This is a genomic window from Bdellovibrio sp. HAGR004 (genome assembly GCF_055397015.1).
Genome location: NZ_AP029176.1, coordinates 2,389,144 through 2,402,033 on the forward strand (window position 1 = coordinate 2,389,144; position 12,890 = coordinate 2,402,033).

General features: G+C 49.3%; 12 protein-coding genes. 2 read left to right on the forward strand and 10 right to left on the reverse strand.

Translation table 11 applies throughout. The features are described 5' to 3' along the window. Window position 1: 1 nt before the first annotated feature. The 8 genes from ACZ5ZV_RS11950 to ACZ5ZV_RS11985 all read right to left on the reverse strand — a co-directional run bounded on the left by ACZ5ZV_RS11950 (window position 2) and on the right by ACZ5ZV_RS11985 (window position 10,313). The gene (locus ACZ5ZV_RS11950; RefSeq protein WP_464117225.1) at window positions 2–580 is read right to left on the reverse strand and encodes a c-type cytochrome; all 579 of its coding nucleotides are present in this window, start codon (window positions 578–580) and stop codon (window positions 2–4) included. A 2-nt stretch (window positions 581–582) separates the two neighbouring features. Continuing rightward, window positions 583–1,104 carry a DUF3341 domain-containing protein gene (locus tag ACZ5ZV_RS11955; protein ID WP_464117226.1) on the reverse strand — a complete coding sequence of 174 codons (522 nt, stop codon included), beginning with the start codon at window positions 1,102–1,104 and terminating at the stop codon, window positions 583–585. Then, on the reverse strand, window positions 1,104–2,465 hold the full coding sequence (gene nrfD / locus ACZ5ZV_RS11960; RefSeq protein ID WP_464117227.1) for an NrfD/PsrC family molybdoenzyme membrane anchor subunit: 1,362 nt from the start codon (window positions 2,463–2,465) through the stop codon (window positions 1,104–1,106). The genes ACZ5ZV_RS11955 and nrfD overlap by 1 nt, the downstream gene beginning before the upstream one ends. Beyond that, window positions 2,462–5,602, reverse strand: coding sequence for a TAT-variant-translocated molybdopterin oxidoreductase (locus ACZ5ZV_RS11965; protein ID WP_464117228.1), 3,141 nt, complete (start codon window positions 5,600–5,602; stop codon window positions 2,462–2,464). The genes nrfD and ACZ5ZV_RS11965 overlap by 4 nt, the downstream gene beginning before the upstream one ends. Before the next feature lie 12 nt (window positions 5,603–5,614). Then, window positions 5,615–6,097, reverse strand: a complete 483-nt coding sequence (locus ACZ5ZV_RS11970; RefSeq protein ID WP_464117229.1) for a cytochrome c3 family protein — start codon at window positions 6,095–6,097, stop codon at window positions 5,615–5,617. 237 nt (window positions 6,098–6,334) lie between these two features. Further along, complete coding sequence (locus ACZ5ZV_RS11975; protein ID WP_464117230.1) at window positions 6,335–7,969, reverse strand: cytochrome c biogenesis protein; 1,635 nt, start codon at window positions 7,967–7,969, stop codon at window positions 6,335–6,337. Next, window positions 7,966–9,363 (reverse strand): cytochrome c biogenesis ResB family protein, encoded by a 1,398-nt coding sequence (locus tag ACZ5ZV_RS11980; protein WP_464117231.1) that lies wholly within the window; start codon window positions 9,361–9,363, stop codon window positions 7,966–7,968. Before ACZ5ZV_RS11980 ends, ACZ5ZV_RS11975 begins: the two co-directional genes overlap by 4 nt. Before the next feature lie 140 nt (window positions 9,364–9,503). Beyond that, on the reverse strand, window positions 9,504–10,313 hold the full coding sequence (locus ACZ5ZV_RS11985) for an N-formylglutamate amidohydrolase (RefSeq protein WP_464117232.1): 810 nt from the start codon (window positions 10,311–10,313) through the stop codon (window positions 9,504–9,506). 65 nt (window positions 10,314–10,378) lie between these two features. Between ACZ5ZV_RS11985 and ACZ5ZV_RS11990 the strand changes: the two genes are divergently transcribed. Next, window positions 10,379–10,954: a cob(I)yrinic acid a,c-diamide adenosyltransferase gene (locus ACZ5ZV_RS11990; protein WP_464117233.1), complete on the forward strand. Its 576-nt coding sequence runs from the start codon at window positions 10,379–10,381 to the stop codon at window positions 10,952–10,954. After that, window positions 10,955–12,085, forward strand: a complete 1,131-nt coding sequence (locus tag ACZ5ZV_RS11995) for a hypothetical protein (RefSeq protein ID WP_464117234.1) — start codon at window positions 10,955–10,957, stop codon at window positions 12,083–12,085. Here ACZ5ZV_RS11995 and ACZ5ZV_RS12000 read toward each other — a convergent pair whose 3' ends face one another. Continuing rightward, window positions 12,086–12,292 (reverse strand): hypothetical protein, encoded by a 207-nt coding sequence (locus ACZ5ZV_RS12000; protein ID WP_464117235.1) that lies wholly within the window; start codon window positions 12,290–12,292, stop codon window positions 12,086–12,088. It lies immediately after the preceding gene. After that, complete coding sequence (locus tag ACZ5ZV_RS12005) at window positions 12,293–12,871, reverse strand: cytochrome c oxidase subunit 3 family protein (protein ID WP_464117236.1); 579 nt, start codon at window positions 12,869–12,871, stop codon at window positions 12,293–12,295. It lies immediately after the preceding gene. Window positions 12,872–12,890 lie beyond the last annotated feature (19 nt).

The window sequence follows — 12,890 nt, forward strand, 5'->3', positions numbered from 1 at the left end:
CCTACTTAGCAACTTGCTTCTCTAGGAAGCGAATATAGTTAACGACCTGCCAACGGTATTCTTGAGGAATGTGCGGAGCATAAGGTCCCATCACACCCTGACCCATTGTGATCACGTGATACAAGTGACCATCTGTCCAACCTTTAACTTTGTCGGAAACAACTGCAGGTGGTTTCAATGCCATTTTTGCAGAGATCGTGGACTTCGCAGCCTCACCGCCCTCACCTTTGAAACCGTGACAAAGAGCACAGTTTGTCTCGTAGAACTTTTGGCCTACAAGCAATGTCTCTTCGTCCATTTTACCAGCCAATGGATTTTTCAGATTTTTGGAAGCGCCCTCTACGTCAGTGGCGTATTGGTACGGCTCAAAACCAACCGGTGCTGTGCCTTCCGGAGGAACGCGCATGCCGCGGTGATGAGGAGCATCGGCATCATAAGACTGAGCTTTTACTGCCGGAGTCACCATCATATCCTGGATCAATTCCACATTCGGCTTGTTGCCACTAGGACCGCAGCCCGTCATCGCAAGACCAGCCACACATGCAGTTGCCAGTATAGAAATATTCACAAGACTTCTCATTTCTAGTACTCCGTCTTCTTCACTTCAGTTGCGCCCAGCTCTTTGAACATCTGTTCAATTTTCGCTTCGTCGTAACCGGTATCATTGTGCGGGATAAAGATCGCAAATTTGTGGCAGCTTAGGTCCGGATCAATCACAGGAGGATCCAAGCGCGGAATACCGCAAGCATAGAACAAAGCCGCTACAGAGGACAATGCCGAGAACAAGATCGTCAATTCGAACATGATAGGCACGAATGCCGGCAAGCTGAAGAACGGCTTACCGCCCACGTTCACAGCCCAGTCCACCGCAGATGTCCACCAGGTCAGCCAAAGACCGCCACCCAAACCGACAACCGCCATCACGAAGGCCACATACGGAATCCAGGAGCGTTTGATACCCGCAGCCTCTTCCATACCGTGGATAGGATAAGCAGAGATCGCTTCGAACTTCTTGAAGCCAGCTTCGCGAGTTTTGCGAACTGCTTTCAGGATTTGCGCCTCTTCCAACCAGATACCAGCAATACCTTTAGTATATTTAGCCATTAGTGGTGCCCTCCTTTATCGTCGTAGCCTACATGCAATACGGGCTTCACTTCTGCGATAGAAACCGCAGGGAACAATCTTAGATACAACAAGAACAATGTCAGGAACATACCGAAGGAACCAACCAGAACCCCGGTATCGAACCATGACCAAGCGTACATACCCCATGAAGAAGGCAGGAAGTCTCTGTGCAAGGAAGTCACAGTGATCACGAAACGCTCGAACCACATGCCCACATTCACCAGCAAGGACACCACGAACATCACAGGGATGGAGCGACGGAACTTACGGAACCAGAACAACTGCGGGAAGATAACGTTACAAGACACCATGATCCAGTAAGACCAGCCGTAAGGACCGAACGCACGGTTAATAAACACAAAACGTTCGTATTGGTTGCCAGAGTACCAAGCAATGAAGAACTCAGACGCGTACGCGTAACCAACCAGCATACCTGTGGTCATGATGATTTTATTCATCACTTCCATATGATCCAAAGTGACGTAGTTCTTGAATTCAGGGAATCCGATACGAACCAAAGTCATCAGGGTCACAACCATCGCGAAACCGGAGAAGATCGCACCGGCAACGAAGTATGGAGGGAAGATCGTCGTGTGCCAACCTGGCAAGTTAGAAACCGCGAAGTCGAAGGATACGATCGTGTGAACGGACAAAACCAGCGGAGTGGAAAGACCTGCCAGAAGCAGGTAAACCATTTCGTAGTGGGACCAGTTCTTCGCAGTGCCTCTCCAACCCAAAGACAACGCACCGTAAACAGTACGGCGAAGTTTGTTTTTCGCACGGTCCTTGATAGTTGCAAAGTCAGGAACCAAACCGATGTACCAGAACACCATGGAAACTGTCGCGTAAGTGGAGACCGCGAAAACGTCCCAAAGAAGCGGAGAACGGAAGTTCACCCACAATGGACCACGTTGATTCGGGTACGGGAACAACCAGTAATCCAACCAAGGACGACCGGTGTGCAACAGCGGGAACAGACCTGCGGTCATAACCGCGAAGACGGTCATCGCCTCTGCGGTACGCGCTACGGAAGTTCTCCACTTTTGACGGAACAGGAACAGAACCGCGGAAATCAAAGTACCGGCGTGACCGATACCGATCCAGAATACGAACGTAACGATCATCGTACCCCAGAACACCGGGCTGTTCACCCCCAGAAGACCGATACCCACACCGACTACGGAAGCCAGGATACCGATATAGAACAGAAGCAACGTCTTCGCACCCAGGAACATTCCCATCCAACCTTTGGATGGGAAGCGTTCCACTGGAGCGCAGATGTCGTCAGTAACATCTTTCAAAGTTTTATTGCCAAGGACTAATGGGCTACGCTTCATCATGAGTGCTCACCTTGTTTTGCAGTACCGTGACCTTTTTGATCACCAGTTGATTCTTTATCATTGTTACGGATCTTGGAAAGGTAGCGAACCGATGGTTTCGCATGCCATTCTTCAAGAAGTGCATAACCACGCTCTTCAGTTTTGAAGATCTTAGCTACAGCACTGTTTGGATCGTTCAAGTCACCGAATACGATACCACCTGCAGGACATGCAGTTTGGCAGGCAACCTTAACGTCCCCGTCTTTCAACTGACGTTTTTCATTACGAGCAACGGTTTTTGCATCCTGGATTCTTTGAACGCAGAATGTACATTTTTCCATCACCCCGCGAGTACGAACGCCCACGGATGGGTTCAAAGCCATGTGCAACGGCTTTTCGATCAACTTCGCATAGTTGAACCAGTTGAAACGACGAACTTTGTAAGGGCAGTTATTCGCGCAGTAACGAGTTCCCACGCAACGGTTGTAAACCATGTCGTTCAGACCCTCGTCAGAGTGAACTGTCGCCAGAACCGGACAGACCGTCTCGCACGGAGCATTGTCACAGTGTTGGCACATCACCGGCTGGAAGACAGCTTCTGCATCTGCTGGATTGCCGATGTAGTAACGGTCAATACGCAACCAGTGCATTTCACGGCCTTCGATAACGTATCTCTTACCTACAACTGGGATGTTGTTCTCGGATTGACATGCAATCACGCAAGAAGAACAGCCTGTGCAAGAGTGAAGATCTACTGCCATACCCCACTTGTGACCACTGTATTCGTGGCCGGACCAGATGGACCATACGTGAGGATGCGGGATGCCCGTAGATTTCTTTTTATTGTAATCAGCCAATGTCGCTTCAACCGCGATCGTGCGGCCTTCCATTGTGTGGTGACCTTGCGTGATCGCAAGTTCATACTTCTTGGAAGTTTTCTTGAAGGTCGCAGTCAGACCGGCAGCCAAAACTTTGCCGTCTTTTGCAGACATAACAGCGAAGGCGTTCTTACCGATGCCGTTACCAACTTTACCAGCGCGTGTACGACCGAAGCCCACTGCCACAGCAAGGACATCGTCATGCAGACCCGGTTGGATCAACACTGGAAGCTCTAGAGTTTTATCCCCTACAGTCAGCTCAACAACAGTGGCCTGTTTCAAACCGTGTTTCTCGGCAGTCGCCAAAGAAACCATCACGTAGTTGTCCCAAACAGCTTTGGTCACTGGATCTGGAAGTTCATGCAACCAGGAAACGTTCGCCAAGGAACCATCGCCGTGCTGAGAAGTTGCATAAAGAGCCAATTCAAAGCCTTCTTTAGCCGCTGCCGGCTTGATGGATGTGAAAGCATCCAACTTGAAGGAGCGCGCGGAAGAACCGGAGTTCAACTCGCCCACATAACCTTTTTGCAGAACGGACTGCCAGAAGTCTTCGAAGTTCTGACCTTTGCCATACTTCGGATAGATGTCTGACTTCCAGAACACACGAAGATAGTCATAGAACGTTTCGTAGTCGCGAAGACGAGCCGGACCTTGATTTGCAAGGTAAGCCCAAGTCATCAAAGACAACTGGAACGAACGAGTGTCGTACATTGGACGGATAGCTGGTTGGCAGATGCTGTAAACACCCGCAGCCAACTCCATATCGCTCCAAGATTCCAACGCGTGGTTGTCTGGAGTGATGTAGTCCGCGTACACACCTGTTTCATCGATACGGTCGCCTGTGTAGATAACCATGTCGACTTTTTTAACTGCATCTGCAAAGCCCATTTCCGCAGGCAATACGAACGCCGGATTCACACGGTGGATGATCAAAGTTTTAACTTTGCCACCTTTCATGTCCGCGATCAGATTTGCAAGATCAGAGTAAGAAGCTTTGTGAGCCGGGTTTCCACCTTTGTGGTCAACAGTTTTACCGTCGTTACCCAGGATGGAGTTCAGGAAGTTTACAGCCACCTGAAGTTCTTTGGATTTTTCAGTCAGAGTGGTGATACCACCTGCCACAACCAAAGAAGAACCTTGGTTAGCCCAAAGATCCGCAGCCACTTTCGCGAACAATGCCGGTTCCACATTCAGCTTTTTAGCCACATCCGCAAATGGAGCCAAAGCCGCTTTCACAGCGCCGTTGCCAGCGTGTGCAGAAACGCCCTTCTTCACGATGATTTCATGAAGAAGACCCATCACAACATCAAGTTGCTGGGACGGCTTGATTTTCATGCGGATGTCCGCATTAGCGCCTGTCAAAGAATAGTTGGAATCAAAAGAAACCAAACGATTCATGTTTTTGATGTCTTTACGACCTTCAACAAACTGATTGGTGAACGCTGTTGGAGAGATCCAAGTACCCAGGAAGTCTGCATCGATGGAAACGATCATTTTCGCTTTATCAAAGCGGAATGCCGGAACCACGTTGTCGCCGTAAGAAGCGATTTGCCCCTCACGAACATCGTCGTTTGCCAAAGCTTCCCAAACCACGTGTTTCGCTTTGAAACCTTGTGCGAAATCACCGATCACAGCGCGAGTCGCCGGAGACGCCACGTTACCTGTCAGGATAACAACGTCACCTTTTTTAAGTTGCTCAACAACTTTTTTATCCAGCTCTTCCCACTTGGTGTCGATCACCTGGCTGTTGGATTTCTTTTCGTTGAAAAGATTGCGCTGAGGGCCTTTCAGTCTTTCAGGATCATACAAAGACATCAAAGAAGCTTGAGAACGGATGCTCAAGCCACTGACGCTGAATGGATTACCAGGGTTGCCTTCGATTTTAATAGGACGACCTTCGCGTGTTTTAATCAAAACACCCAAAGCATCGGAACCATCAAAATAAGCAGAGGAATAGTAGTTCGCAATACCCAAAGTCACTTCTTCAGGTTGCTTGTTGTAAGGAACGATTTTTTGCACTGGACGACGGATACAACCCGCAGACGCCATTGCAATAGATGCACCCATAAGTTTCAGGAACTCACGACGTGCCCAACCGCCTTCGTCATCCGCCTCACGCAAAGGAGAGGACTGGAATTCCGTAGAGGCAATCTTGTTGAACTCTGGATCGTTGCTCCATTGCTCAAGACTGTTCCAGTATTTTGTATCGCGCTCCACTTTCGGGCGAAGCGCTTTTTTCATTTCTAGATCGTGATCATGATCATGATGATGTTCAGACATTGTACCAAACCCTTAGTAGTGACAAGTTGAGCAGTTAAGAGGAGCCTTGTTCTCTGGCTGACGGTGACAGTTCACACACCAACCCATGGACAAGTCAGAGAACTGTTGAACTTTCGCCATAGTCTCAATCGGACCGTGGCACGTCTGACAGTTCACACCTTTTGCAATGTGCGCATTGTGGTTGAAGTGAACAAAGTCAGGAAGCATGTGAACGCGTGTCCATTCGATGGAGTCACCGTTGTCATAAGCTTCACGAAGCTTTTGAATGTTCGGCTTATCCGTCGCCACCTGCAAGTGACAGTTCATGCACGTTGACAGTGCAGGAATGTTTGCATGCTTTGTTCTCTCAATCTGGTTGTGGCAGTACTGACACTGAATTTTGTGTGTACCGGCATGCAGGGAGTGATCAAAAGGAATCGGCTGTTCTGGAGCGTATCCTTTATTATATCCCCAACCTGGCTGGAATTTGCAGCCTGTGAGAAGTGTTGTAACCATGAGCGCGCCAATAAACGCAATTGCGCCCGCCGCTGTTCTTTTGAATACCCGATGCATAATCATCCTTCGCTAACTCATTACGATGTGGGCCAAAGACAAACGAATGCTGTCCTAATTTTAGTTTGCTCCTATTTAATGGTGTAAAAGTCCAGTTGTCCATATTCTTTTTGCAAACAAAATGAAAAAGAAGGAGACTCAGGCACCTTTCGCCCAAAAAATGTGCAAGCCAGTTTCAGACTACTTCGCAGCCTTTTTCCCTTTCCCTTGTCTAACTACACTGACATAAATCACAAACAAGATATGAACTGCCACGAAAGCAGACACATACTCCACGCCTCCAGCACCAAAGCCGTAAGAATGAAGCCCTGCGCCAAGCACAAAGTTCACTCCATACCAAGCCATGATCACCAAAGAGAAAGTGATAATTGCTGTCACTACCATTCCAAAATGCTTCAACATCCCCGCATAGCGAGCATGAAGAACCGCGAGGTACCCCAGAAGCGCGATCAAAGCCCATGTTTCTTTCGGGTCCCAACCCCAGAAACGGCCCCACGAATAGTCCGCCCAGATACCGCCCAGGATGATTCCCGGCGCCAGGAACGCGACACCGATTTGCATCGCGCGATAAATACTCATAGTGATCGCTTTGATCTGCGGCTGGAATTTTTCCTCACCACGCAGATAATAAATCAAACCAATATCCCCCAAGCCAAACGCCAGGAAGAAGGCTGCGTAACTGATAGTGATAGTCATCACGTGGATGGTCAGCCAGTAGTTACTGCGCAACACAGGCTCCAAAGGCTGTAAGGTCGGATCCAAAACAGCCGGCGCAAAGTCGGCAATCACCAACCCGAACGCCCCCACCAAGGTCCCTGCCATCAAAATCAAACGATACTTATAGATAAGCTCCAGAATCGCCGCAAACAACACTGTGCCCCAGGCCACCCAGACGACAGTTTCATACATGTTCGACACCGGCGCTCGATCCATGATGTACATGCGCACACCAAAGCCGTAAGTGTTCAGGATAAAACCAATGCCAATCAGAACCCAAGCCACCTTCATCAGGGACTCTTTGCTCAACGTCCAAACCAACAACAGAACTGTGAAAGCCAGGAAGTAGAAGATGTAGGCCCAGCGGAACGGATGGAAATCATTGTAGTGAACTTCTGCAGCAATCTTGCCACCGACCGTGTACAAAGCCGGGTTCTCCGCCTTAGCCACTTCTTCAAACTTCACAACCGCTTCATCCAAAGCTTTGCCTGTCGCACTTTGATCCCCTTGAGACGCAATGGCCCCCAAGTGAGTCACAAAGGCCTTGGTCACATCCAGGAACTTTTCCTGCAAAGGTTCTGGCAAGTCTGCCACCGCGATCCACGCGTCGCCTTCTTTGGGAGGAACCACTTTCAGCATTCGACCCGCAGCGATTTCCTGGAAGATAAAGAACTGATTTTCCAAACGCTGCAACGCCTGGAAATAAGGATCCAGCTTTTCTTTGGTCTCACGCTTGGCCTGAAGCTCCTGACGAAGCAGCGTGAAGCGATCCCCGGCGAATAATTCAGCTCCGGTGAAGTAACGCTGATCACTTGGCAAATTCAAAGCCTTCAGGACCTGATGGTTGCGCACCTCAAAGATCTTTTTACCTTCCCAAGCTTGCGGAGAAAGCATCCAGGTCAATACGATTTCAGTCGCGTTGCGACCTTCAAACTTCGTTTTGCCATAGATGATCTCCAGCATTTCCTTGGAAAAGCTGTCATAAGGTTTGATACGGCCGCCGTCCTGAACCGGCAAAGACTTCAACGCGTCCCCCGGCTTTGCCACAGCTCCGAAGCTCACCAACAATGATGCGATAACGAGCATTAATTTTTTCATTCGTTTTTCCCTGCCGCTTTACTGCGAGCGAGTTTGAAATCCAGATGCTTAAACCACATTAACAAAACAATCCCCAGTGACAGCACCAGAGACCCCAGATACTTCAGGAAGCGCCCCGGATCGTGATTCACCGAGAAGATGGACGCCACCGGGCGACCTTCCTCCTCCTGGAAGCTGGCCTGATAAATAGTCAGACCTTTGTACTTCAAAGGCTCATTCATAGAGATCAGATGCTCACCCAATTCAGGAACCTCGACAACGCTTTCGTAGGCCGCCGCTCTCATCGTGCCCTGATAGCGGGCCACATTGAAGCTTTTTAGCTTCAGCGGAAAGTTGATGTCGATACGGCGATTGCCATAGGTCAAAAGATAGACAGCATTGTTGGTGAAAAGTTTCACCATATCATTCAAGAGCACCCAGTGCTCCTTGCCGTCGAAAATGATTTTCACCGCTGAGGTCGTCAGCGGCGTCGGACGAGGCATGTCATTGAGATCCCAGTCTTCCATCGCGGCCGGCATAAAACGCAGAACACGGAACTGCAAGGCCATCTTAAAGCCCGGATCAAACACGTCGCCTTCTTTCACAAAGCCCTTCTTCAAAGGCTTGGCAGAATCTTTTTGGAAAACCACATAGCGAAGACCATCTTTTTCCGGAGTCAGAAAGACTTCATTGGCTCCACGAGGCTTTTCCGGAGCCGGCCCCAGGAAGATCTGCGCCGGACCGAAATTATGGCTGGCCAGTGCGTTTGGCTTTTTCTGAACGATCCATTCGATCACGTTCACATTGTCATTTTGCAGCTGGAAGCGCAGACCCGCCCCCGCCTTGCCAACTTCCCCCTCTACAACTTTGCGCGAAGGAACAACGTATTTCTTGTAATCGACAACTTTGATTTCGCCTTCATAGGCCGGAATGACAAAAGGTTTTTCCCGTGTTGGCGGATAGCGGAAGAAGTCCACTTCCTGTTCCAGTGTCTTGGAATAGCGGTCGCCGTCGAAAGAGGTGTACACCACCATGTCGGTTTCTGCGGTCTGCACGAAGTTATTGCTTTCCCCAATACCCACACGCATCGAGCCATCCAGGCCCCATTTCCATGTCAACCAAGAGCCTGCCAACAAAATAATAATCCCGATGTGAGCCAGTACGAAAGCCACGTGACGCTTTTTCCAAGGCAGACGATCCACCATCACCGCCGTCAGATTGATCACCAAAAGCCCCAGCACGCTGTACATGTACCAGGTGTCGTAAACTAATTTTTTTGCGGCATAGGCGTCGTATTTTGCTTCAACAAAAGTTCCGACAGCCGTGATCGCCGCCATGGACACGATAATAAAAACGGCCAGCTTTAAGGAAGCCAAGGGCTTGTTGATTCTTTTTATAAGAGACTTTTGGGACATAGGGGTCTTATCCAAACCTTATTGAGAGCCATCTATTCCGACAACCAAATCAATTCGGTCACCAGAAAATATTAATTTTCGAATAGCTATCAATAATTTAGATCGGCTTTTAAGACCATGCTTTTTGGCTTTTCGACGCCCTACGTTATATGCAGCAAATTGTTGCGGACATAACTTACTGCTGCGAGCAGTTTATCCTGCACCTTGCGAGCTTCCTCGGGCTTGAGCTTTTTGGTCTTTTCATCCATGTACAGCGAGCGATTGAGCTCCACCTGCAGCGTATGCTGTTCACGTTTGGGATCACCATACTGCTCTGTGACACGACCGCCAAAGTACGGCCAATTATAGCCGACTTTGAAGCCTGCCGTCGCATAGGCCGCAATCACCAGATCCTTGAAGCGCGGATCACAACTCTTCCCTTTGCTGTCACTGACAACGATATCCGCTCTCAACTCGCCCGGATCGCGGTGCTCACTGGTCCCGACAGAAGGCATGCTGTGCGCGTCGATGTGATAAGTTTTCGTAAAACCTTGGGCATGAAGATCCGAATAAAGCTTGCGAACTCCGGCATGGAAAGGTTCATAGACAAGTTTCACCAGTTCATCGTGAGTCTGCTGTGGCATGGGTCCTGGCATCAACTGATGCTTATAAGTTGTGATCACCCAGTGAAAACCACGATTGTGCATTCCCGCCGGATTGCTGTTGCCGATCACGGAACTTGCGTCCACATCCTCGGGCACACGATTCAGATCGGCGGCATATCGATGCCACTCCGTCTTCACAAACGGGATTTTCAACTTGTGCAAAGTGGGTTCATACAAAAAGTCCACATAACGATCGACGTCACACATCAAAACTTCTTCAGGTAAAGTATTCAGCCACGGCGTCTGTGCCGGAACTTTTTCACCAGAATGGGGGATCGTCACAATCAAGGGGACTTCATTTGCCATAACACTCTCACTTCTTGACCTAATAGACCTTAACCGTGACACTAAATACAAGAAGGGTCAAATCTATGACGAATGCTCCCAAGGCAAAAATTTATACGCGCACCGGCGACAAAGGCAACACCCGCTTGGTGGATGGCTCCTGTGTTGAAAAATTCAATCCGCGCGTGGAAGCCTATGGGACTGTGGATGAATTAAACAGCTATCTGGGCGTGGTTCGTACGCATCTGGATCCCCTGCCGGCCATGTCAGCTCTCAATGCCACTCTGGAAAAGATCCAAAATGAGCTTTTCAACATCGGAAGTCTGCTGGCCACCGAAAAAGACGAAGTCTTTAAATTATTACCTCCGATCACGGATGAACAGATCCGCTATCTGGAAACCCAAATAGACGAACTGACTGTCGAGCTTCCCGAACTGCGCAATTTCATTTTGCCGGCGGGCCACCCGGCGGCTGCGCACCTGCATGTAGCGCGCACTTTGTGTCGCCGCAGTGAACGCCGTTCCGCAGAGATCGCCGTGCATGACGAACGCTACAGCAATACCTTGCAGTACCTCAATCGTCTGAGTGATTATCTTTTTGTGGCTGCTCGCTGGGCCAATCAGAAAAATGGCGTGTCGGATGTTCTTTGGAAGAAGACTTAAATGAAACTTGAGATTGCCCAACCCGAGGACTCCAAAGCACTGGTGGAGTTCTATAAAAGTTTTCCACTCAAAGGCCTGGTTGAAATCAAAATTGATCGCGATGGTGACTTTTTTGCTCCCTACGATGTGCAGGCCGAGCAGTACCTGACTTATCAGCTTAAGGACGATGAAGGAAAACTTGAGGGCATGGCCAGCTTCGTAGTCCGTGATGTTCTGCTGGACGGAAGCATCACCAGGGTGGCCTTCGGACGCGATCTGCGTATTTCCTCCAACCGCCGGGCGGTTCTGGAGTGGTCCCAGCACTTTCTGCCCGTCATGAACGAAGTGTCCCAGACTTTGGGAAGCAAATATCTGTTTTCTGTGATGAGCATGGCTGACGTGCAGGCTCTGAATGCCTTTGTCCGTCCGCGCACTTTAAAACGCCCGCTTCCCAACTATCATCTGTTCCGCCGCTTTAACATGGTGTCGGTGCACGGAAGATTGCCTTGGGCGAAAAATCCCCTGCCTCACCTGCGCATGCGTCGGGGCAGTCCGGCGAATGTCGATGCTTTAATTCATTATATCACGCAAAAGTCCCGGCAACGGGATCTGGCAACGACCTGGGATGTTCCCAGCTTCTTCGACAAACTAGAACGCTGGAAAGGTCTGAAGCTGGAAGATTTTATTATTGCCTTCGACAAAAACGAAAATATCGTGGGCTGCGTGGCTCCGTGGTCCGCAGGGGGCATGCAGGAGTTTATTCCGATGCAATACTCCCTGCGCGCGCACAATTTCCGTCAGTTTTTGAAGTTTGGCAAAATGCTGGGGTGGACGCGTACGCTGACCAAGCCTTATTCCCGACTGAAAATTGAAGCCGGATTTAATTTCAAATATTTGAATTTCCTGTTTGCGGATAATGGCGACATTTTTGAAAGTCTTCTGTGGAAGGCCTTTGATGATGCCAAGGAAAATGAGTTCCTGCTTTACACTCAAACTCGTTCTGAGTTCATCTATCGCCGTCCCCGCAACTGGATTTCCGCGAAGATGCCTTTTGGAGTTTACCTGCTGCTTCCGCCCGATGGCGAAATCCCGGCCTTCCTGCACCCGAACAACGAAAACCCCGTGGAAATCGAACCGTTCTTTGCGCTGTAGTTAGCGCAACAGATAAATCACCATAAAAAACACACCGATCCCTGCTGATCCCAGCAGGCCCCAGTGTTTGGCGGTTTTTAGTTCCATAAAGAACCAGAAAATCAGAAGCGCCTTTAAAAATGCCAAGAACAAAAGCGTTGGGAAGGATGATGTGAAAGCAGTCATCATCACCAACCCTACAAGCATCAGCAAAATTAGAATATTCACCTAAGGCCTCCAGAAAAACAGCGGAAAAATCATCACCCAAATCACGTCACACAGATGCCAGAACAGCACGCCGGAGGCAAAAAAGCGGGAGTTTTCCTCTGATATTTTTTCGCTCTTTAGATAGGCAAACAGGATATAAAGTAAAATCCCCACCGCCACCAGCACATGGGCAAAGTGAAAAGTCATAATGCCCCAATAAAAAAGCCAGAAATCATCCCTGGCAAAATCGAATCCTTGCGCACTGAGCGCCCCCAGATCCTGCCACTTGTGATGTAAAAATAAAAATCCCGCGACAATGGCGGCGAGCAGTCCCGCGACCGCTCTTTTGGAGCCCTTCTTTTCAGAGTATTTGATAAATTCTGCGGCGAAATATCCCCCGACGAGCAAAAACAATGTCGCCTTGATTCCCGATTGCAGATTCAGATGTCCTGTCGAGCTGATAAAAAGCTCTTTTTCGCGCACACGGAAAAGCGCACAGGCCACAATAAGCCCCGCGAACACCAGAAATTCATTAAGAAGAATCAGCCACATAAGAAATGTGCCGGGAAGTCGATGAACGGATAGTTTATTTTCAATCATGCCCAACAAACTATCCGAT

What these genes read in the sequence shown, in the direction of transcription:
- ACZ5ZV_RS11985 (WP_464117232.1), bottom strand. Translation starts at nt 10,313, where the DNA reads ATGGCAAATGAAGTCCCCTTGATTGTGACGATCCCCCATTCTGGTGAA.
- ACZ5ZV_RS11995 (WP_464117234.1), top strand. Translation starts at nt 10,955, where the DNA reads ATGAAACTTGAGATTGCCCAACCCGAGGACTCCAAAGCACTGGTGGAG.
- nrfD (WP_464117227.1), bottom strand. Translation starts at nt 2,465, where the DNA reads ATGATGAAGCGTAGCCCATTAGTCCTTGGCAATAAAACTTTGAAAGAT.
- ACZ5ZV_RS12005 (WP_464117236.1), bottom strand. Translation starts at nt 12,871, where the DNA reads ATGATTGAAAATAAACTATCCGTTCATCGACTTCCCGGCACATTTCTT.
- ACZ5ZV_RS11990 (WP_464117233.1), top strand. Translation starts at nt 10,379, where the DNA reads ATGACGAATGCTCCCAAGGCAAAAATTTATACGCGCACCGGCGACAAA.
- ACZ5ZV_RS11950 (WP_464117225.1), bottom strand. Translation starts at nt 580, where the DNA reads ATGAGAAGTCTTGTGAATATTTCTATACTGGCAACTGCATGTGTGGCT.
- ACZ5ZV_RS11980 (WP_464117231.1), bottom strand. Translation starts at nt 9,363, where the DNA reads ATGTCCCAAAAGTCTCTTATAAAAAGAATCAACAAGCCCTTGGCTTCC.
- ACZ5ZV_RS11965 (WP_464117228.1), bottom strand. Translation starts at nt 5,602, where the DNA reads ATGTCTGAACATCATCATGATCATGATCACGATCTAGAAATGAAAAAA.
- ACZ5ZV_RS11975 (WP_464117230.1), bottom strand. Translation starts at nt 7,969, where the DNA reads ATGAAAAAATTAATGCTCGTTATCGCATCATTGTTGGTGAGCTTCGGA.
- ACZ5ZV_RS11955 (WP_464117226.1), bottom strand. Translation starts at nt 1,104, where the DNA reads ATGGCTAAATATACTAAAGGTATTGCTGGTATCTGGTTGGAAGAGGCG.
- ACZ5ZV_RS11970 (WP_464117229.1), bottom strand. Translation starts at nt 6,097, where the DNA reads ATGGTTACAACACTTCTCACAGGCTGCAAATTCCAGCCAGGTTGGGGA.